Consider the following 21,101-nt stretch of genomic DNA (forward strand, 5'->3'; position numbering starts at 1 on the left):
TTTTCCAATTCACTCAAAAAATGTCTGAGTGAAAAATCTTCTTCTTCCTTTTCTCTCCCAGTGATTTTATAAATGCCAGGATAGACTGATATTTGTAGATTAGCTGGAAGCAGATCAGGTTCAGAACCAGTGCAGCTATAACATCGATGATTGTGTGCTGTTTCAGGAAAACGGTTGCCATTACAATGGAGACTGTCAGCAAAAATACGCAGGTCTGTAAAATTCTGTGTTTTTTCAGTGCGCTGCTGCTGCGGATTGCGATGCAGCAGGCCACGGAATTAAAGACATGGATGCTGGGGAAAATATTGGTAGGTGTATCAATTGTATAAAGATATCTGACCATGTCGACAAAAATATTATCCCGTTCAAAGCTTCTTGGGCGCAGCGTATGTCCGTTGGGCCATAACAGAGAGATTACTAAAAACAGTGTCATCCCAATTGCAAGTGTGGCAATGAGGTGATAGTAATCTTTTATGTTTTTTTGAAACAGAGCAAAATAAATTACAGTTGCGGCTATGTACAAAAACCACAGAAAATAAGGAATTACAAAGATTTCTGAAAATGGGATCAGGTCGTCTAAACGGGATTGGATAATTTCCCTGTGATCAACAACGTGATTTTCCAGAAAGGAAAACGACAGCATATAAAAAATGCCGTACACTGGAATAATCCAGAGATGTTTACTGTTCTTTTTTGTATTCACGTAAAAGGTTCCTCCCATTGAATAAAGTTTTTCATAAGCACCGTAGAATTAAAAAAATTATACCATAATGAGCAGTTTTGAACAATGTAGTTCACGTTAAGTTCACAAAGTTCAGAAAATCTTAAGAGGAAGGTGATGGAAAGTTGAGGAAAAACAACCAAATCTTAACGGGCAGTAATTCCTTAAAAATGTCAAAAACAAAAACAAATTGTCGTTTAGACAGTTGCGCGTCATATACCTAAAGTGTTATACTCTTCATAGATTAAATAAAGTGCAGGTGATTCCTTTGAAAAGAAGAATTGAACAATTACTAAATGGTATTTTTGAATATAAAGCTCCCACGATGAACATTTCTGTTGATGAAATCAGGGTATTGGTCAAAAAGGGAGAGTCATACAGGGGCAGTTTTGAGATCGGCAATCCGGAAGAAAAGAAGATGAAGGGATTCATCTATTCTTCCAGCGCAAGAGTTGCCTATGAGCCATCTGATTTTTTTGGAAACAATGAAAAAATTGTATATGAGATCGATACGACAGGAATGGAAGAAGGCGAGGTATTAGAAGGCGCCTTTACGATTTGCTCCAATCTGGGAGAGTATCGTATTCCATTTCGTTTAGAGATAGAGTATTCTAAGGAGCAGGAACTGGCAGTGGCATATAAGAGTCTGGATGAATTTACGGCTTTGGCAAAAGAAGATTTCCAGAAAGCATATGTGCTTTTTATATCATCCGAATTTTATCATATGCTGCCCAAATGGACGCCCTCCTTTGCATCGCTCTATGAAGGCATCCGTGGACAGAATTTCAGCTATCGCAGTCTGGAAGAGTTTCTGGTTGGCTGTGGAAAGAAAAAACCGGTAAAACTGCATATGTCAGAGTTGTCCAGAAGTTTTCCTGTTATGACCCAGTCTACGAAAGAAGTGTTGACACTTACCAAGGACAGCTGGGGATTTTTGCGTTTGGATATACAGGCAGATGCAGATTTTATAACAATTGATCATGAAACGGTTACCACGGATGAGTTCGTGGGAAGTACGTATTCACTGGAATATGTGATCGATTTGGAAAAACTCCATGGCGGGAAAAATTTTGGAAGGATTACCCTCTCTTCCGGATACGAAACACTTGTTTTTGAAATCGAGGCATTTAAGGCGGTAAAAGGTTCCGGGGAAAGGAAGGGATATAAGCAGCATCGGGCGGTTGCCAGGATGATGTCCGCTTATATGGACTTTCGGCTAAAGCGGAAAAAGCTGGGGGAATGGCTGGATGTATCCGAGAGGGCGCTGGGGGATTACCGCAACGCGGGAGGAAACCATGTATTTTTCGAACTTTATCAGGTGCAGCTTCTTTTCGCAAGAGAGCGGATGGTAGATGCATGTATGGCATTGGAAGAGATCGAGAATCATAAAGACAGGATAGACAGGCCGGAACTGGAGGGCTATTACCTTTATCTCACTACATTTTATAACCGGGATACGAAATATATTGATTATATAGAAGAGAAGGTGTATGAACTATATCTGCAGAATAAGGAAAACTGGATGCTTCAGTGGATTCTTCTTTATCTGCAGGAACCTTCTGTCTGTGGTCCTCTGGATCGGATGTCAGCGGTGCGGGATCAGTATATCTGCGGATGTACAAGTCCGGTTATGTATGTGGAAGGTGTACAGATTCTTCAGAAGGAACCCCTGATATTAAAGCGTCTGGATGACTTTGAAATCCAGCTTCTTCGTTTTGTGTGCAAGGAAGAAGTTATGAACCGGGAAATCGCTGAGCAGGCGGCAGAACTAACCCTGCGTCACCGGGAATTTAACGAAGGACTTTTCGCAGTGCTGACTTACTGCTATGAGAAGTATCCGGTTAAGAGCATCATAACGGCGGTTTGCAGTCTCTTAATCAAGGGGCATAAAACAGAAAAGAAGTATTTCAAATGGTACGCAAAAGGGGTGGAATATGAACTGCGCCTGACAGGACTATACGAATATTATATTGAAACGATGGAGGATGATACGGATAGAATCCTGCCTCAGATGGTGCGGATGTATTTTGCCTATAATAATACTTTGAGCTACAATAAAAAGGCTTTTGTGTATGCCAATGTAATCAGAAATCACAGTAAAGATCCGGAGACCTACAAGAGTTACCGCCCTGCTATGGAGCGGTTTATGGTTGACCAGCTGGCACTGGGCAGAATCAGCAGGGATCTTGCGTTGATTTACGATACCTTTCTGACAAAAGCGATTATGAATAAACGGATGGCGGATGGTCTTGCCAGAGCAATTTTTACTTATGAATTAAAGTGTGATATTGCCCGCATGAAGTCAGTAATTGTAATTCACAGCCAGTTAAAGAATGAGATACGATCTGTTATTCAGGATGGAAAAGCTTATGTTCAGCTGTATACCGGGGATTACCGGATCTTGTTTGAAGACGAAGAGGGTAACCGGTATGCTTCAGAGATTCCATATACATTGACAAAATTGATGGATCGACCGGCTTTTCGGGAATACTGCAGAGAACTTTGTCCGGATAATGCGGGCCTTGTACTAAACAGCTGTTATCTGGATTCTAAAGAAATTCTCATAACAGCAGAAAATGCGGACAGCTATGGAAGGCTGTTGGAAATTGAAGGGATCAGGGAGACTTATAAAGAACAGCTCAGGTGTAAGATTCTGGAGTATTATTATGAGAATCCTGCCGCTGAGCAGCGCTATGAGTATCTTCACAGGATTGATTACCATGAGTTTGTGAAAACTGACAAAAAGAAATTAATTGAGCTTCTGACAGAGGAAGGCATGTGCCAGGAGGCATTCGGACTTGTGAGTATCTATGGCCCGGAAAATATAGATCTGATTCAGCTGGTCCGCCTGTGCAGCAGAACGATTCTGGAAAAGGAATATGGGACGGATGACATGCTGCTGTTCCTGTGCGCTTATTGTTTTGCCAGCCAAAAATACGATGAGACAATCTTAGCCTACCTTCTGATGTATTATGATGGTCCGATTGAGATTATGAAAAACATCTGGAAAGCAGGCAGGGAATTTGGGCTGGATGGATTTGAAATGGAAGAGAAGATCCTGATATTTGTACTGTTTATGAGAGTAGGGTCGGAAGATACGGAAGAGATTTTCGATTCATACCGCAAAAAGATGGGGAAAAAGCAAATCTGCCTGGCATACGTTATCCTGAGTGCTTATAACTATTTTGTAAAAGAAAAGCAGGTTGCCCAGCCGGTATTCGACTATATTGAGCGTCTGGCTGTGAAGCAGCAGGTTCCGGAACGCATATGTGAATTGGCGCTCTTAAGAAACTATGCGGAAAAGCCGGATCTGACGGATGGGCAGGAAACTGTAATTAACCGTATGATGGAAGATATCTCCTATGAGGGACTCCGTTTTGCATTTTTTGAGGAACTGCCGGATGCCTTCACAAGGCCATACCAGCTATCTGATAAAACCTATGTGGAATATCGCGCCAATCCAAAGTCCAGAGTTGTGCTCCATTACCGTTTGGGCGGGGAAGAAAATGGATTTAAAACAGAACCGATGAAGAATATGTACGAAGGTATCTTTGTGAAAGAATTTACGCTGTTTTATGGAGATGAACTGACCTGGCATCTGGTGGAGGAATTGGATAACCAGACGATTACCACAGAAGATCAGACCATTTATTATACCAAAAAGTCAAAACCGGAAGGAAACAGCCAGTATGATTTGATTAACCATATGATGGAAGCGATACAAACTGGTAATAAACAGGCGGTAGAAGACAATAAGCAGACTTATATAGAGCAGAATTATTTTATCGGCCGTTTATTCGGCGGTTACACAAATTAGATGGAGGCACCTATGATTAACGAAATAAATGAGGTCATTGTCGGATTTGATCTGGGCAGAAATTTTTCGCTGATTACATTTTATAACCACAAAATTTCAGATCCGATTACGATCAGCACGGAGGAGGGACAGGAAAAATACCTGATTCCCACCCCCAGGGACATCTTCCCTCTGGTGGAGGGGAAAAAGGAGCTGGGAGATGTCCTTTTAAGTAATTTTTTTAAGGAGTGCTTTGACATGCTGGGAACAGAGGAACCGGCAAAAGATATCAGCATTATGGTTACAATGGAAAAAATGGAAGAACCCTGGGTGAGTGCAATTCCATCTTCCCTTGCCATGCTGGGGATAGAGAGAAGCCATGTGTTTCTCCAGGATTACCGGGAAAGTTTTTTCTACTTTACCCTGAACCAGAAAAAAGAACTCTGGAATTATAAAGTTGCGTTGTTTGAATACGAAGATTCTAAAATTACTGCATTTGAACTGGATATAGATTATAAGACCAGGCCGGCACTGGTACGGGTTACTAAAATGGCGCAGCTTTCCCTTGACAAAAAAGTCAGAAGAGGAAAAAAAGATACGGATTGGGATTTGGAAAGAGATCGTCTTTTTCTTGGTCTGATACAGAAGATATTTGCAAATAAGATTTTCTCGTCCACCTATCTCATCGGTGATAATTTTGATAAAACCTGGGCGGTACGTTCCCTTCAATATCTCTGTAATAACAGAAGACATGCTTTTCAGGGCAGGAATCTCTATACAAAAGGAGCCTGCTATGGAGCCATGCAGAGAAAAGGGATTGGCAATATCGGAGACTTTTTGTATGTCGGCGAAGATATGGTGGAAGTAAATGTGGGAATGCAGATGCTGATCCGGGGAAAAGATAATTATTATCTCTGCCTTAATGCAGGTATGGACTGGTATGAGGCATATCATACTTACGAACTGATTCTGGATGACACGGATGAATTAATCCTTTACTTCAAACCCATCGATTCCAGTCCCGCCAGAACTCACAGCATTTTGCTGGAAGGGCTTCCGGTACGGCCGAATAAGACAACCAGACTTGAAGTGAACATATCTTTTCAGTCAGTTCATAAGTGTAAAGTCTTTATACGGGATCTTGGATTTGGAGGACTGTTCCCTTCCTCAGGGAAGACCTGGGAAGAGATTATAGATGTATAGAAAGGAGATAAAGCATTGAGCGGATACGTATTATGCCAGATAAAAAAGGCGAAAAATCCATATTATATCGAGAGTATCAGTACGAATATTTATTCTATCGAAGAACTGTGCTATTATCTTCAGCAAAATATTTATCTTATTGATAATACGATTATCAACGAAAAACTGTGTGACTGGATAAGGGATGAACTGGGGCTTGATAAGCTTTACCGGAAGCTCTACCAGCAGTTAGATAAAGACGAGAGTATCGGAAACTTTATTCTTCCTATTTTCAAGGAAATCGGATATCTTTCCCATCAGGAGTTTCAGCAGATACAGGAGGAAATTTCAAAAATTGAAATCCAGCCCGACGATTTAAGAAGAAAGATGAAAGCCGATTACCTTGTGGAATATGGGATGTATATCAATGGGATACAAGAATATTATCAGATACTGAAAGACCGCAATCCGGGAAATCTTGGAATTCAGTTCTACGCTTCCATACTCTGCAATATGGCAGGCGCATATGCAAAACTCTTTTTATTTGAAGAAGCAGCAAACTGCCTGTGGCAGTCCTACGGCATTGTGAAATCAAAAGATACGTTCCAGAAGTATCTTTCCCTTCTGCCGCTTTATCTGTCACAGGAAGCATACGAAAAACGTCTTGAAGAAGTCAAGGCGGATAAGATCATGGTAGCGGAGCTTCAAAAGAGGAATGCGCAGATTTGTAAAGAAGCAGAAGACAGTGATCTGGCAAGGAGCCTGAAAGGGATGGAGCCGGAGGAAATTGTGGAGAAATTAAAAGCGCAGTATCATAAAAGTACTTGTTCTTAGTACTACAGCGAACAATTTCTTGAATTTGGGTTTAGCTGATTAAGGGACGCTTTGTAGATGGAGATGGTGCAACAGAAAGATGGGAGTGGAAAACTTGTATGGACTCCGTTAGCTGGCCGCAGAACTGGTATTTTCTAACCTTTCCGAAGCGCTTTTTGGCGGCACGCGGGCATTCACCGAGAAATCCTGATGCATTTCTCGGTTCAGTGCCCGCTTAGTATCCGGTGGGAGAAGTACTGCATTTTGCAATGCAGTACTAGTCGAATACTATCCGCCAAAAAACACTTCGGAAAGGTAAGTAAATACTCAGCTCTGCTCTACGCTTCCTACGCCCATACCAGTTTCCCACACCCATCTTTCCGAGATTCAGGTTGCCGCCACAAAGCTGGTTTTCTCAGCAGGGTGTAGACCCTTGGGTTGTGGTCGGCTGTTCTTTTTTGGATGTAGCAGAGTGTGTTTCGTTTCTATTTGGAAAGGAGAAGGATTATGGCTAAAAGAATATTCTTATTATTAGTGACATTTATTATCTTCTGTTCAGTGATATTAATTGCATCGGCTGATGAGAATAAAGCAGAATCAGAGGATAATTTTGTTGTGTATGAGGGGCAAAAATACGATAAAAATAATCTATCTGACGAAACATTAAAATGGTTAGATTGGTATAATGGTTTACCTGATGATCTGAAAGAGACGATAAGCTATGTTCCATCAGAGTTATTTACTGATAGCTTATACCAACAAAAAGCAAGGGCTTATGAAGCATCTGATTTTAAAAAAAATAGCACTCTGGAAAATATTTCTCCATTTTTAGCTCCTACAGGAGGCGTTGAGCCACCATATGATCCTAGTTATTGGAATGAATGCTGAAAGTTCGATACCGCATAGGGGTTGAACATATTCCATGATGTCACTCAGCCATTTCTCATTGGGTTTTGTAGCACCGAGGTTCTGTTTGAGCAGGTTTTCGCTCTTTTGCGCTTTTGGATCTGCTTTTGTAAGACCATTCGGGTGCGTTTTTTCTTATCCGTTCCGTAACGGTATATTTTCACAATTGACAGTGATATCATTTTATGTTAGTATGATTTTACTGATTTACCAGAGCAGAGTGATCACTCGGTAAATATAAAAAGCGTTTGGTATAAAATGGAGGAATTGTTATTATGAAAAAGAAAATCTTAAGCGTTATGTTAGGGGCTGCTTTAGCAGCAGCTATGATGTCAGGATGCGGCTCATCCGGTACAGGTGAGACAAAGGCGGCGGCTGAGAGTGGAACTTCCAAAACAACAGAGGCAGCATCTTCCGAAGCAGCAACGACAGAAGCGGCATCTGAGGCGGGTACTACGGAAGCAAAGACAACGGAAGCAGCATCTGCAGATGGAGCAGCAGAAGGCGGCACCTTTACCGTAGGATTCGACCAGGATTTCCCACCAATGGGATTTGTGGGAGATGACGGTGAATTTACAGGATTTGACCTGGCTACAGCAGCTGAGGTTGCAAAGCGTATGGGTAAAGAAATAAAATATCAGCCCATTGCATGGGATGCCAAGGATATGGAATTAAATTCCGGAACAATTGATTGTATCTGGAATGGATTTACCATGAATGGACGTGAAGATGATTATACATGGTCTGATCCATATATGAAAAATGATCAGGTAATTGTCGTAAAAGCAGATTCAGGGATTGAAGCGTTAACAGATCTTGCCGGCAAAGTAGTAGATGTGCAGACAGATTCCAGTGCCCAGGCGGCATTAAATGACAAACCGGATCTCTCAGGCAGCTTTGGACAGTTAATTACAGTAGCGGATTATAATACCGCATTTATGGATCTGGAATCCGGAGCAGTGGATGCAATTGCAATGGACAATGTAGTAGCAAGCTATCAGATCCAAAAAAGAGATGCAGATTTCAAAGTGCTGGATGAAGCAATTGCAGCAGAAGAATATGGAATCGGATTCAAAAAAGGAAACGACGCATTAAAAGATGCTGTTCAGAAAGCTTTAGAAGAAATGGCAGCAGATGGAACGCTTGCTAAGATTTCCAATGAATGGTTTGGCAAGGATATTACAATTATAGGAAAATAAATAAAGACGCAAAACAATCAGAGGGGAAGATTCCCCTCTCTTTTGCGATTGATACAAAATGGAGGAAGCAAACATGGATTATGCAATGATGTTAACAAAATTATCGGAGGGAATGCTGACGTCTGTTGCAATATTTGGACTGACCCTATTGTTTTCCATACCGCTCGGACTGGTAATTACATTTGGCCGGATGTCGAAGAACGGTGTCATTCGAAATATTGCAAAAATTTACATATCAATCATGCGCGGAACACCGCTGATGCTGCAGCTTATGGTGGTTTATTTTGGACCATATTACCTGTTCGGCATAAAGATACAGGCATCATACCGTTTTATAGCAGTTATTATTGGATTTGCACTGAATTATGCTGCATATTTTGCTGAGATATACAGAAGCGGCATCGAGTCAATGCCCGTTGGACAGTACGAGGCGGCAAAGCTTCTGGGTTATAATAAAGTGCAGACCTTTTTTACCATTATACTGCCGCAGGTTATTAAGAGAATTCTTCCGTCTATTACAAATGAAGTGATTACATTGGTTAAAGATACTTCCCTGGCAATGGTAATTGCTGTATCAGAGATGTTTACGGTTGCCAAGGCACTCTCATCATCCAGTACAAACGTGATGCCCCTGGTGGCGGCTGGTATCTTCTATTACATTTTTAACTTCATTGTAGCATTTCTGATGGAGAAGGCAGAGAAGAAAATGAATTATTACCGATAAATATACCATAAGAAAATTAAGAATAGAAAGGAATGCCCGCAAGGATTCGATCCTTACGCAAACGGGCAGTGCTGCAGGTATTTCTGCGGCAAAGGTATGTCAGATGAATTATTTGGAAATTCATAACATAGAGAAGAAATTTGAAAATCTGGAAGTTCTGAAAGATATTTCACTTACCGTAAAACAGGGAGAAGTGGTGGCAATTATAGGTCCTTCCGGCTCCGGTAAATCCACGCTTTTGCGATGTGCAACCCTGTTGGAAACCATGGACTCCGGTGAGCTTTCTTATCTGGGGGAAAAAGCGGTTACTACGGGACCGGACGGAAAAGCAGTTTACGCAAAGGCAGACCAGCTGAAGAAGATTCAGCAGAACTTTGGACTGGTATTCCAGAATTTCAACTTATTTCCGCATTTTAATGTTCTGAAAAATGTGATGGATGCACCTGTCAGAGTACAGAAACGGGATAAAGAACAGGTGAAAAAAGAAGCAAAAGAACTGCTTGCCAAGATGGGATTATCCGAAAAAGAAGAGGCATATCCTTTTCAGTTATCCGGGGGACAGCAGCAGCGTGTGTCTATTGCAAGGGCGCTGGCGCTGAATCCAAAGGTTTTATTTTTCGACGAACCAACATCCGCACTGGATCCGGAGCTGACAGGAGAAATCCTCAAAGTCATTAAAGATCTTGCGGCAGAACATATGACCATGGTCATTGTTACCCATGAAATGAATTTTGCAAAGAATGTGGCAGACCATATTATCTTCATGGAAGGCGGCGTGATAGTGGAACAGGGAAAACCTGAGGAATTATTTCGCTCAGACAATGCAAGAACTCAGGAGTTTTTGGGCAAATTCCACTAAAATGTAAATGCGTGTCGTATTTTAGAGAATTATTCTTGCTTTATAAATTACAATGTTATATAATTTTGTAGGTGATCGGTCGATTCTGGTCATGATACTGATAACTATATGAAGAAGGATAGGTGGATTCAAAATGGAAAAAAGAGAATTACTCTATGAAGGAAAAGCAAAAAAAGTTTACACAACGGAAGATCCGGATGTATTAATTGTAGACTACAAAGATGATGCGACAGCATTTAATGGCTTAAAAAAGGGTACTATCGTTGGTAAAGGTGTTGTTAATAACCGTATGACCAATCATGTTTTTAAAATTCTCGAAGCAGAAGGCGTTCCAACACATTTCGTTGAAGAGTTAAGCGACAGAGAAACAGCAGTTAAAAAAGTAGAGATTGTTCCATTAGAAGTTATCATTAGAAATGTTGCAGCAGGAAGCTTTTCAAAGAGACTTGGCGTACCGGAAGGAACGAAATTCTCAGCTCCTACTTTAGAGTTCAGTTATAAGAATGACGATTTAGGCGATCCGCTTATCAATGATTATTTTGCAATCGCATTAAACCTGGCAACAAGAGAAGAAATCGAAATAATTTCCAAATATGCTTTGAAAGTAAATGAAGTGTTAAAAGCATATTTCTTAAAAGCAAATATCGAATTAATCGACTTTAAGATTGAATTCGGAAGATATCATGGACAGATTATCCTGGCTGATGAAACTTCACCGGATACCTGCAGACTCTGGGATGCAGCAACCCATGAAAAATTAGATAAAGACCGTTTCAGAAGAGACATGGGAAATGTAGAAGAAGCTTACAACGAAGTTTTCTCTCGTCTTGGATTATAAGAAAAACAAAAGACACAGTGGATATTACATCCACTGTGATTTTCGTAAGAGCACTGTATTTTAAGACCCCGGACCATGTAACCTGAATGCGGGGCAGATATGCCGCAAAGCGGGGCGTGCAGACGGCGGGAATGACTTTTCAAACGGGATATGGTAACAAGGTAACGGGTGCATGTAGAAAGGCTAGACGGATGAACAATCATTTACATGAACAAGTGGAAGAGTTTGACGGATTAAAAGAAGAATGTGGTGTATTCGGTATCTATGATTTTGATGGAAACGATGTTGCGTCCACCATTTATTATGGATTATTTGCATTGCAGCACAGAGGACAGGAAAGCTGTGGAATTGCGGTAAGTGATACCCAGGGTCCAAAAGGCAGGGTACAGTCCTACAAAGGAATGGGACTGGTAAATGAAGTATTTACAGAAGACAGTTTTGACAATCTGAAAGGTGACATTGGGGTTGGACATGTCCGCTATTCAACAGCGGGCAGCAGCACGCGTGAGAATGCCCAGCCGCTGGTATTAAATTATATAAAAGGAACGCTGGCTCTGGCGCATAATGGCAATCTGATCAATGCGACGGAACTTCGCGACCAGCTGGCTTATGACGGAGCTATTTTTCAGACCACAATCGATTCTGAAGTAATCGCGTATCATATTGCCAGAGAACGGGTAAAATCAAAAACGGCAGAAGAAGCTGTGAAACGTGCTATGATGAAAATCAAGGGAGCCTATTCCCTAATAGTCATGTCTCCAAGAAAATTAATGGGAGCAAGGGATCCCTATGGATTTCGTCCCCTGTGCATTGGTAAAAGAGATCATGCGTACATTCTGGCAAGCGAGACCTGTGCTCTGGATACGGTAGGTGCAGAATTTGTAAGAGACGTGCTGCCCGGTGAAATTGTAACCATTACGAAAGATGGCATACAATCGGATACCAGTATGTGCCTTCCAAAAGAACAGGAAGCCAGATGCATTTTTGAATATATTTATTTTGCCAGACCGGACAGCAGGATTGACGGAGTCAGCGTTTATCATTCCAGAATACTTGCCGGAAAATTTCTTGCAATCGATTCACCGGTGGAAGCCGACCTGGTAGTAGGCGTGCCGGAATCAGGCAATGCTGCGGCTCTTGGGTATTCTCTTCAGTCCGGTATTCCATACGGTACGGCATTTGTCAAAAACGGATATGTGGGACGTACCTTTATTAAGCCAAAGCAGAGCAGCCGTGAGTCCAGCGTCCGTGTAAAATTAAACGTATTAAAAGAAGCAGTTAAAGGAAAAAGAGTTGTCATGATCGATGATTCCATCGTTCGCGGTACTACAAGCGACCGGATTGTAAGCATGCTGAAAGAAGCAGGAGCGGCCGAAGTACATGTAAGAGTCAGTTCGCCGCCGTTTTTATGGCCATGCTATTTTGGTACCGATGTACCGGCAAGAGAACAGCTGATTGCTTATAACCGCTCTATCGAGGAGATCAGACAGGTGATCGGAGCAGATTCCCTGGCCTATCTGGCGATCAGACGCCTGGGTGAAATGATTGGCAACCGCCCCATCTGCAAAGGATGTTTCACAGGCGAATATCCAATGGAACCGCCGACAGAAGACATCCGCGGTGAATACACGAAATAGGGAATACCCCTTAAATTCTACAGATAATAGAGGAGATATAAAATGAGTACAGATAGATATCAAAGTCCGTTATCGGAACGTTATGCAAGCAGGGAAATGCAGTATATTTTTTCTCCGGATATGAAATTCCGCACCTGGAGAAAATTATGGATTGCATTGGCAGAGACAGAAAAAGAACTGGGTTTGAATATTACTCAAGAGCAGATAGAAGAATTAAAAGCTCATGCAGATGATATCAATTATGATGTTGCAAAAGAAAGAGAAAAAGTAGTACGTCATGATGTAATGTCCCATGTGTATGCATACGGTGTACAATGCCCGAAAGCAAAGGGGATTATCCATTTGGGAGCAACATCCTGTTACGTTGGGGATAATACAGATATCATTGTAATGACTGAAGCTCTAAAGCTAGTAAAGAGAAAATTAGTGAATGTAATTGCAGAACTTGCAAGCTTTGCAAATGAATATAAATCTCTTCCTACACTGGCATTTACGCATTTCCAGCCGGCACAGCCAACAACTGTGGGGAAGCGCGCTACACTTTGGATGCAGGAATTTATGCTGGATTTAGAAGATCTGGATTATGTTATTTCTACCATGAAACTTCTTGGCTCCAAGGGTACTACCGGAACACAGGCAAGCTTCCTGGAACTCTTTGATGGTAATCAGGAAACAATAGACAAGATTGATCCTATGATTGCATCAAAAATGGGATTCAGTGAATGCTATGCAGTATCCGGACAGACATATTCCCGTAAAGTAGATACCAGGGTGGTAAATGTATTAGCAGGAATCGCTGCAAGTGCACATAAATTTTCCAATGATATCCGTCTGCTTCAGCATTTGAAAGAAGTAGAAGAGCCATTTGAAAAGACCCAGATCGGTTCTTCCGCAATGGCATATAAGAGAAATCCAATGAGAAGTGAACGAATTGCATCTTTATCCAGATTTGTAATGGCAGACGCTTTAAATCCTGCTATTACCTCTGCGACTCAGTGGTTCGAAAGAACGCTGGATGACTCTGCTAATAAACGTCTTTCTGTTCCGGAGGGATTCCTCGCAGTTGACGGTATCCTGGATCTGTGCCTGAACGTGGTAGACGGACTGGTGGTATATCCAAAAGTAATCGAAAAACGCCTGATGTCAGAGCTGCCGTTTATGGCAACGGAAAACATCATGATGGATGCAGTAAAAGCAGGCGGTGACAGACAGGAATTACATGAGAGAATCCGTGAACTTTCCATGGAAGCAGGTAAGAATGTGAAAGTGGAAGGAAAGGATAATAATCTGTTGGAACTGATTGCAGCAGATCCTGCATTCAACATGTCTCTGGAAGAATTGAAGAAGACCATGGATCCTTCTAAATATGTTGGACGTGCTCCATTACAGGTAGATAATTTCCTTACGAACAATGTAAAGCCGGTTTTAGAAGAAAATAAAGAAATTCTGGGTATGAAAGCAGAAATTAACGTATAATATAAGCAGGTGAAATGCCGCAGGGGCCGTCGTACATATGTCTTGTGCGGCGGCTCTTTCAGCATTGATTTTATTTGGGGAGTATCCCATGAAAATCTGTAACTTACATGGGCAAAAGACAGGAGAGAAGAGATGATGGTAAAAGAAAATAAAAAAGAGAATCAATCAGAAAATAAAAGAGGAAACCCGGGGGCACTTCTGCCTATTGGTGTGTTTTTAGTTATATTTATCGGAATGGGCTGTGTGACCGGAGATTTTTACAGTATGCCGGCAATCGTTGGATTTTTGATTGCTCTGTTAGTAGCCTTTGCTCAGAACCGTAAACTGCCGTATGCGCAAAAAATCAGTGTTATTACAAAAGGAATCGGAGAAGAAAACATTGTTACCATGTGCCTGATTTTTCTGGTGGCAGGCGGTTTCTCCGGAGCGGTTAAAGCGGCAGGCGGTGTAGAGAGCACTGTGAATCTGGGCTTGTCCATTCTGCCTTCCAATATCGCTGTTGTAGGGTTATTTTTAATTGGCTGCTTTATATCTATTTCCATGGGAACATCCATGGGAACCATAGCAGCTATGGCGCCAATCGGTGTGGGTATCAGTGATAAAACCGGGATTGCCCTTCCGATCTGTATCGGTGCAGTTGTGTGCGGTGCTATGTTTGGGGACAACCTATCCATGATTTCCGATACCACGATCGCCGCAGTACGTACCCAGGGATGTGAAATGAAGGATAAATTCAAGGAGAATTTCTTTATTGTACTTCCCGCTGCAATTATTACTATGGTGCTGTTCCTGGTTATCTCCGGGACAGGTGGAAAACAGGACTTTGGCAATCTGGAATATGATATTCTAAAGGTTGCTCCCTATCTCATAGTTTTGATCGGCGCATTAATTGGATTAAATGTATTCGTGGTGCTAATCAGCGGCATTGTATTATCTCTTGCAGTAGGTGTTGGTACCGGAACAATTCCCATAGGTGATATCTTTAAAGTGGTAGGTGAAGGTGTTACCGGAATGTATGACATAACAGTAATTTCATTAATTGTTGCGTGTATAGTGGCTTTGGTAAAGGCCTATGGCGGCATCGATTACATCCTGTACGTGATCAAGAGAAGTATTCGTGGTGAGAAGGGCGGAGAATTTGGAATTGCATTCCTGGCAGCAGCAGTAGATGCCTGTACCGCAAATAATACGGTAGCAATTGTAATGGCAGGTCCCATTGCAAAGGAAATCAGCGAGGAATACAATATTTCACCCAGAAGAAGTGCTTCTCTTCTGGATATCTTTGCTTCGGTAGGGCAGGGACTGATCCCTTATGGAGCGCAGCTGCTGTCAGCGGCAAGTCTGTCGGCACTCACACCGTTTCAGATTATGCCATACCTTTTCTATCCCATACTGATGGGGATCAGTGCAATTATTTTTATCATTTTCAGAAAAGGCACAAACAGATAAGGCGCAAACAGATAAGGCACAAACAGAGAAAGCACAAACAGAGAAAGCACGTTAACCCATTGCAAATGAATACGTAAGAAAAGCAGGGACATCCATGAATATAAATTTGGAGTATTATAAGATATTTTATTATGTTGGAAAACTTGGAGGAATCACCCTGGCTGCGGAAGAGCTTTCTATAACCCAGCCGGCCGTCAGCCAGGCGATTAAACAGCTGGAAAAGCTGCTTGGCATCACCTTGTTTGTCAGAACCGGAAAAGGTGTGCGGTTAACATCAGCGGGGGAGATGCTCTATTCTTATGTTGCCAGAGGATATGAATATATGATGTTGGGAGAGAGCAAACTCCGGGACATGCAGAATATGGAAACCGGTGAAATAAGGATTGGAGCCAGTGATATGACGCTCCAGTTCTATCTTCTGCCTTACCTTCAGCAGTTTCATGAAGCATATCCCAAGGTAAAGCTAACGGTAACAAACGGACCGACTCCGGAAACCCTGCGCTATATGCAGGAGGGGAAAATAGATTTCGGAGTTGTAACGGATCCGCTTCCGGCAAAGACAGAGCTGGAAATCCGGCCGGTACGTGAAATTGCAGATGTATTTGTGGCAGGCAGCAAATTTATGGATTTAAAAGAGCGTGAAATTTCTTTAAAGGAACTGGAAAGTCTCCCTATTATCTGTTTGGAGAAAAAGACCAGTACAAGAGCATATATGGATAAATTTCTGCAGGAAAACGGAGTTGTCCTGAATCCGGAAATTGAATTGGCTACCAGCGATATGATCGTTCAGTTTGCAGCCAGAAATCTGGGAGTGGCTACAGTTATGCAGGACTTTGCCAGTGCGTATATCGAAAACGGAACATTGTTTCAGTTAAAATTAAAAAAAGATATTCCAAAGAGAAATATATGCCTGGCAATAGACCGGAGAAATCCATTGTCGGTGGCGGCTCAGTGCCTGATTGATATAATGTGGAGTTATACAAAGCATAATCAATATTAATTTTACTTATGCAAAGAAAAGTAGTATACTATATCCGTAACATTGATTTAATACGATAACTATTTAAAAAACAGATACAGGAGGATCTCATTATGGTACAAGCAGTTGTAGGAGCAAACTGGGGAGATGAAGGCAAGGGCAAGATCACAGATATGCTTGCCGAGAAAGCAGACATAATCGTAAGATTTCAGGGAGGCGCAAACGCAGGTCATACTATCGTTAATAACTATGGTAAATTTGCTTTGCATACGCTGCCGTCAGGAGTATTTTATGATCATACAACCAGTGTAATAGGCAATGGCGTAGCATTGAACATTCCTGTATTATTTAATGAAATAAAAGGGATTGTAGACAGAGGGGTTCCGGCTCCCAAAATTCTGGTTTCCGACCGTGCACAGATGGTAATGTCTTATCACATTCTATTTGACCAGTGTGAAGAAGAACGTCTGGGAGGAAAGTCCTTTGGTTCTACAAAATCAGGAATTGCACCGTTTTATTCGGATAAATATGCCAAGATCGGCTTCCAGGTAAGTGAGTTATTTGATGAAGAAGCTTTAAGAGAAAAAGTGGAGCGCATATGTGTTCAGAAAAACGTAATCTTAGAGCATTTATATCAGAAACCTGCATTAAACCCGGATGAAATCCTGGCAGAATTAAAAGGCTATAAAGAAATGGTAGAGCCTTATGTATGTGATGTATCTGCTTTCTTATGGGATGCAATTCAGGAAGGAAAGACTATCCTGTTAGAAGGCCAGCTAGGCTCTTTAAAGGACCCGGATCATGGAATCTATCCAATGGTTACATCTTCGTCTACATTAGCAGCATATGGTGCTATAGGGGCAGGTATTCCGCCATATGAAATCAAAAAGATTGTTACGGTTGTAAAAGCATATTCCAGCGCTGTTGGAGCAGGTGCGTTCGTAAGTGAAATATTTGGTGAAGAAGCAGATGAATTAAGAAGACGCGGCGGAGACGGCGGTGAATACGGAGCAACGACAGGACGTCCAAGACGTATGGGATGGTTCGACTGTGTAGCATCCAAATACGGCTGCAGAATTCAGGGAACGACAGATGTTGCCTTTACTGTTCTGGATGTTTTGGGTTACTTAGAAGAGATCCCGGTATGTACCGGATATGAAATTAATGGTAAAGTAACTACAGATTTCCCTACAACTTCACAATTGGAGAAGGCAAAACCGGTAATCGAAGTTCTGCCAGGCTGGAATTCAGATATCCGCGGAATTAAAAATTATGAAGATTTACCGGAAAACTGCAGAAAATATGTAGAATTTGTTGAAAAACATTTAGGATTCCCAATTACCATGATTTCCAACGGACCTGGAAGAGACGATATTATTTATAGGAAATAATGGATTACCGGGAAAACAGCTAGATATAAACAGCAATATAAAACAGCCGGAATAAACGGGAGTATTTACTTTACTTCTGATTATTCCGGCTTTTATAATTATTAAATTTGCATCAATGATTGTAATTGTTCTACTGCCTGTGAGTAGCTGCTAAATGGAAAGGCAATGATTCCAAGATTTGCGGCAGCTCTGACATTATCTGCATTATCATCAAAGAAAACAGTTTCTTCCGGAATCAGATGGTACCGGTCCAGAATCGTTTGATAAATTCTGGGATCGGGTTTTATTAAATGATCCTGATAAGAGATCAGAGCACCATCCATTAATTCTAAAAAGTTCAATTCTTTCCCTGTCTGTGCAAACATCCGCTCTCCGTAATTGGAAAGTGCATAGATCTGAAGCCCTTTACTCTTTAAATCCTGAATCCAGGGTATTGCATAATCATACTGTTTTATGCATCCGCCTACAGTGGCGTATACCTCTCTGATTTCTTTTTCATAATCTGGGGCATTGCTGATAAAAGCAGATAAAAGTTCCCGGTCAGAGAGAACCCCGCGATCGCATTCGATCCAGGTGGGGCTCAAAAAGACTGCTTTTGCAACAGCCTGGTATGTTTTTTCATCGTAAGAAAAAGTTTGCAGATATTTGGGCCAGTTATAATCAGCTAAAACCATTCCAATATCAAAAATAATTGATTTGATCATGATGACAGATCCTCCTTGGTACGTCCGTTATAAGTAATAAAAAAGGTGCAGTCAGTATGCACATATTTATTTCATATATCATAATATGACAAGCATTTACTTGTCAATTCTTAATATAATTAAGAAACTTTTTAGAAGTCCGACATCATGTATTCACAATTAAATGCTATAATAAAACTATAAAATGCGAATAAAAAATGTTCAGTCATTTTATACAGAAAAAGTTTAAAAACATGCATGTTGCAGGGACGTCATTCATATAGTATAAGGTGGAAGATAGGGGGATTTTTCATGAGATACACCACGTATTATGAAGAAAATGAAACAGTTAGAAAAGATAAGTACGAACAAATGAAACAGGCTGCGCTTACAGGCCAGCCGAAAAAGAAAATTGAAAAATACAGCCTGAAGAAACTGAGGTTTATGCAGACCGGAGTAGCAGGGGAGCTACACAATGACACGGTGCCAAAATACTATATCTGTATGAAGAACGACGACGAAACCCAGATTTATATAGAGAAAAAATATATACAGAATGAAATTGTATATAAGAGATGCGTAAAGATAACAAGAGAAGAAGCGCAGAGGATATTAAACCAGGATGTTGAATGGATGAAGGGACATAAAAAGCAGCTGCTATCTGATTTCTATCTGCAATACACACTTAACAGCCTGCGGCCGAAGCATATAACAGAATATCAAAGAGAAATGATGAATTATAAGAAAGGTTACATCACGTTTGCCCATCGAATCAGCCGAATTGCAGGCGGTGAGGTGGATATTTTTGGAAGTAATGGAATACCGATCCAGTGTCTTTCAGAAGACCGGGTTAATGTGAGTTATAAATGGGAAGTCACGCTTCCACAGATGATTATGAATTTGATCCAGACGGCGGAAGAACCGGCAGATGATTTAGCATTTGCATTTTAAAGGATAAGCAAGGAAAACGGGAACATAATTTCTCAATATCAGAGGAAAAACCAGATAACCTATTTTTTGTGGTTATCCGGTTTTTCTTTTTCTTTTCCCTTTTTTGAAATCCGGTAAAAAAGAATGTAGCCATACAGCAGGACTGGAACAATGATTGTACATGCCACAGAGATGCGGAACATGTCATAGGCGAAGTCACTTTTTAAGAGTGAGAATATAAGTGTGCTCAGGTAAAGGGCTACCAGCAGTACAATACCGATCCAGGCCAGAATTTGTTTCTTTTTCATAGTTTAGATACCTCATAACGTTTTGAAATATTATACAACAGTTGGGGGGAAAAAGCAAATAGTTGGTATTTTGCCTCTTGTTGTATTTTTTCCTTGCTTTTTAGAGTAAAATTTTGTACAGTAAAGATATGCACGGAAGACATACATTAAAGAGAATTGAGGTTTGACAACATGATACGTTTTAATTGTGACTATGCAGAAGGTGCTCACGAGAATATTTTGAAGAAACTGATGGAAACGAATTTGGAGCAGACACCTGGATATGGGGAAGACAGATATTGTGAAGAGGCCGGCAGGCTGATCAGGGAAAAGTGCAAAAGAGAGGATGCAGATGTACATTTTTTAGTAGGAGGCACCCAGACAAATCTGACTGTGATTGATGCTGCACTGCGTTCTTACCAGGGTGTGATCTCTGCGGTATCCGGACATATTAATGTACATGAGACAGGAGCCATCGAAGCCTGTGGACATAAGGTACTGGTTTTGCCAAGTGATGATGGAAAAATTCAGGCACAGCAGATTGAAAAGCTTTATCGGGATCATGTGGAAGATGAGACACATGAACATATGGTCCAGCCTAAAATGGTGTATATATCCAACCCAACAGAGAATGGAACTATTTACAGCAAAAAGGAACTGACTGAGATTGGCAGTGTCTGCAAAAAATATGGATTGTATTTATTTATGGATGGTGCCAGACTCGGATACGGGCTTACGGCGAAAGGAAATGATCTGGATCTGCCAGATGTTGCCCATATCTGCGATGTATTTTACATTGGCGGGACAAAAATAGGAGCTTTGTTTGGAGAGGCGGTTGTCATTACCAATCCGGCACTAAAGGAAGATTTTCGTTATCTGATAAAACAAAAAGGCGGAATGCTGGCAAAGGGACGTCTGCTGGGTATCCAGTTTGGTGAATTGTTTCGCGACGACCTCTACTTTAAAATAGCAGAGCATGCCAATGAGCTGGCAATGATGCTGAAAAATGCATTACTGGAAAAAGGATATCCATTATTTATCGATAGTACAACGAATCAGCAGTTTCCGATTATGGAAGACAGCTTTTTGGAAACGTTAAGAGAGAAGTATAGTTTTGCTTATATTCAGCGTTATGATGATACGCATAGTGTTGTGCGTTTTTGCACTAGTTGGGCGACGAAAGAGGAGGATGTCCAAACATTGATTTCAGATTTATAGACTACGATAGGAG

18 protein-coding genes are annotated in these 21,101 nt (G+C 41.3%); 15 read left to right on the plus strand and 3 right to left on the minus strand.

The window, feature by feature from the left end; all coding sequences use genetic code 11:
- Positions 1-13: 13 nt before the first annotated feature.
- Complete coding sequence (locus CD03_RS33145; protein WP_242849079.1) at positions 14-703, minus strand: phosphatase PAP2 family protein; 690 nt, start codon at positions 701-703, stop codon at positions 14-16.
- A 286-nt stretch (positions 704-989) separates the two neighbouring features.
- Between CD03_RS33145 and CD03_RS0110295 the strand changes: the two genes are divergently transcribed.
- The 13 genes from CD03_RS0110295 (at position 990) to CD03_RS0110355 (ending at position 17,970) form a co-directional block, all read left to right on the plus strand.
- Positions 990-4,538 (plus strand): DUF5717 family protein, encoded by a 3,549-nt coding sequence (locus CD03_RS0110295; RefSeq protein WP_027293557.1) that lies wholly within the window; start codon positions 990-992, stop codon positions 4,536-4,538.
- A gap of 12 nt (positions 4,539-4,550) precedes the next feature.
- Positions 4,551-5,720 (plus strand): DUF5716 family protein, encoded by a 1,170-nt coding sequence (locus CD03_RS0110300; RefSeq protein WP_027293558.1) that lies wholly within the window; start codon positions 4,551-4,553, stop codon positions 5,718-5,720.
- 15 nt (positions 5,721-5,735) lie between these two features.
- A complete protein-coding gene (locus tag CD03_RS0110305; protein ID WP_027293559.1) occupies positions 5,736-6,533 on the plus strand; it encodes a hypothetical protein in 798 nt (265 codons plus the stop codon).
- Between the two features lie 486 nt (positions 6,534-7,019).
- A complete protein-coding gene (locus tag CD03_RS0110310) occupies positions 7,020-7,400 on the plus strand; it encodes a hypothetical protein (protein WP_027293560.1) in 381 nt (126 codons plus the stop codon).
- Positions 7,401-7,693: 293 nt separating this feature from the next.
- Positions 7,694-8,617 carry an amino acid ABC transporter substrate-binding protein gene (locus CD03_RS0110315; RefSeq protein WP_027293561.1) on the plus strand — a complete coding sequence of 308 codons (924 nt, stop codon included), beginning with the start codon at positions 7,694-7,696 and terminating at the stop codon, positions 8,615-8,617.
- A gap of 73 nt (positions 8,618-8,690) precedes the next feature.
- Entirely contained in the window at positions 8,691-9,341 is a 651-nt protein-coding gene (locus CD03_RS0110320; protein ID WP_027293562.1) for an amino acid ABC transporter permease, read from the plus strand.
- A gap of 103 nt (positions 9,342-9,444) precedes the next feature.
- Complete coding sequence (locus CD03_RS0110325) at positions 9,445-10,200, plus strand: amino acid ABC transporter ATP-binding protein (RefSeq protein WP_027293563.1); 756 nt, start codon at positions 9,445-9,447, stop codon at positions 10,198-10,200.
- A 133-nt stretch (positions 10,201-10,333) separates the two neighbouring features.
- Positions 10,334-11,038: a phosphoribosylaminoimidazolesuccinocarboxamide synthase gene (gene purC / locus CD03_RS0110330; protein ID WP_027293564.1), complete on the plus strand. Its 705-nt coding sequence runs from the start codon at positions 10,334-10,336 to the stop codon at positions 11,036-11,038.
- Between the two features lie 191 nt (positions 11,039-11,229).
- Positions 11,230-12,675, plus strand: coding sequence for an amidophosphoribosyltransferase (gene purF, locus CD03_RS0110335; protein WP_027293565.1), 1,446 nt, complete (start codon positions 11,230-11,232; stop codon positions 12,673-12,675).
- A 42-nt stretch (positions 12,676-12,717) separates the two neighbouring features.
- Positions 12,718-14,151: an adenylosuccinate lyase gene (gene purB, locus CD03_RS0110340; protein ID WP_027293566.1), complete on the plus strand. Its 1,434-nt coding sequence runs from the start codon at positions 12,718-12,720 to the stop codon at positions 14,149-14,151.
- Positions 14,152-14,283: 132 nt separating this feature from the next.
- Positions 14,284-15,600 (plus strand): Na+/H+ antiporter NhaC family protein, encoded by a 1,317-nt coding sequence (locus CD03_RS0110345; protein ID WP_081820213.1) that lies wholly within the window; start codon positions 14,284-14,286, stop codon positions 15,598-15,600.
- 94 nt (positions 15,601-15,694) lie between these two features.
- Positions 15,695-16,600 carry a LysR family transcriptional regulator gene (locus tag CD03_RS0110350; RefSeq protein WP_027293568.1) on the plus strand — a complete coding sequence of 302 codons (906 nt, stop codon included), beginning with the start codon at positions 15,695-15,697 and terminating at the stop codon, positions 16,598-16,600.
- A gap of 92 nt (positions 16,601-16,692) precedes the next feature.
- Positions 16,693-17,970: an adenylosuccinate synthase gene (locus CD03_RS0110355; protein ID WP_027293569.1), complete on the plus strand. Its 1,278-nt coding sequence runs from the start codon at positions 16,693-16,695 to the stop codon at positions 17,968-17,970.
- Between the two features lie 101 nt (positions 17,971-18,071).
- Here the strand turns inward: CD03_RS0110355 and CD03_RS0110360 are convergent, their stop codons facing one another.
- Complete coding sequence (locus CD03_RS0110360) at positions 18,072-18,674, minus strand: HAD family hydrolase (RefSeq protein WP_027293570.1); 603 nt, start codon at positions 18,672-18,674, stop codon at positions 18,072-18,074.
- Between the two features lie 291 nt (positions 18,675-18,965).
- On the opposite strand from CD03_RS0110360, the gene CD03_RS0110365 reads away from it, so the two are divergent.
- Positions 18,966-19,604, plus strand: coding sequence for a VTC domain-containing protein (locus CD03_RS0110365; RefSeq protein WP_027293571.1), 639 nt, complete (start codon positions 18,966-18,968; stop codon positions 19,602-19,604).
- 59 nt (positions 19,605-19,663) lie between these two features.
- On the opposite strand, the gene CD03_RS0110370 is transcribed toward CD03_RS0110365, so the two are convergent.
- Positions 19,664-19,891 carry a hypothetical protein gene (locus CD03_RS0110370; protein WP_027293572.1) on the minus strand — a complete coding sequence of 76 codons (228 nt, stop codon included), beginning with the start codon at positions 19,889-19,891 and terminating at the stop codon, positions 19,664-19,666.
- A gap of 171 nt (positions 19,892-20,062) precedes the next feature.
- On the opposite strand from CD03_RS0110370, the gene CD03_RS0110375 reads away from it, so the two are divergent.
- On the plus strand, positions 20,063-21,088 hold the full coding sequence (locus CD03_RS0110375; RefSeq protein WP_027293573.1) for a threonine aldolase family protein: 1,026 nt from the start codon (positions 20,063-20,065) through the stop codon (positions 21,086-21,088).
- Positions 21,089-21,101 lie beyond the last annotated feature (13 nt).

The organism is Robinsoniella sp. KNHs210, from assembly GCF_000686105.1.
GTDB lineage: Bacteria > Bacillota > Clostridia > Lachnospirales > Lachnospiraceae > Robinsoniella > Robinsoniella peoriensis.

Coding starts and splice junctions, on each gene's coding strand:
- CD03_RS0110360 (WP_027293570.1), bottom strand. CDS start 18,674: ATGATCAAATCAATTATTTTTGATATTGGAATGGTTTTAGCTGATTAT.
- CD03_RS0110370 (WP_027293572.1), bottom strand. CDS start 19,891: ATGAAAAAGAAACAAATTCTGGCCTGGATCGGTATTGTACTGCTGGTA.
- purC (WP_027293564.1), top strand. CDS start 10,334: ATGGAAAAAAGAGAATTACTCTATGAAGGAAAAGCAAAAAAAGTTTAC.
- CD03_RS0110365 (WP_027293571.1), top strand. CDS start 18,966: ATGAGATACACCACGTATTATGAAGAAAATGAAACAGTTAGAAAAGAT.
- CD03_RS0110310 (WP_027293560.1), top strand. CDS start 7,020: ATGGCTAAAAGAATATTCTTATTATTAGTGACATTTATTATCTTCTGT.
- CD03_RS0110315 (WP_027293561.1), top strand. CDS start 7,694: ATGAAAAAGAAAATCTTAAGCGTTATGTTAGGGGCTGCTTTAGCAGCA.
- CD03_RS0110350 (WP_027293568.1), top strand. CDS start 15,695: ATGAATATAAATTTGGAGTATTATAAGATATTTTATTATGTTGGAAAA.
- purF (WP_027293565.1), top strand. CDS start 11,230: ATGAACAATCATTTACATGAACAAGTGGAAGAGTTTGACGGATTAAAA.
- CD03_RS0110375 (WP_027293573.1), top strand. CDS start 20,063: ATGATACGTTTTAATTGTGACTATGCAGAAGGTGCTCACGAGAATATT.
- CD03_RS0110325 (WP_027293563.1), top strand. CDS start 9,445: ATGAATTATTTGGAAATTCATAACATAGAGAAGAAATTTGAAAATCTG.
- CD03_RS0110355 (WP_027293569.1), top strand. CDS start 16,693: ATGGTACAAGCAGTTGTAGGAGCAAACTGGGGAGATGAAGGCAAGGGC.
- CD03_RS0110300 (WP_027293558.1), top strand. CDS start 4,551: ATGATTAACGAAATAAATGAGGTCATTGTCGGATTTGATCTGGGCAGA.
- CD03_RS0110320 (WP_027293562.1), top strand. CDS start 8,691: ATGGATTATGCAATGATGTTAACAAAATTATCGGAGGGAATGCTGACG.
- CD03_RS0110345 (WP_081820213.1), top strand. CDS start 14,284: ATGATGGTAAAAGAAAATAAAAAAGAGAATCAATCAGAAAATAAAAGA.
- purB (WP_027293566.1), top strand. CDS start 12,718: ATGAGTACAGATAGATATCAAAGTCCGTTATCGGAACGTTATGCAAGC.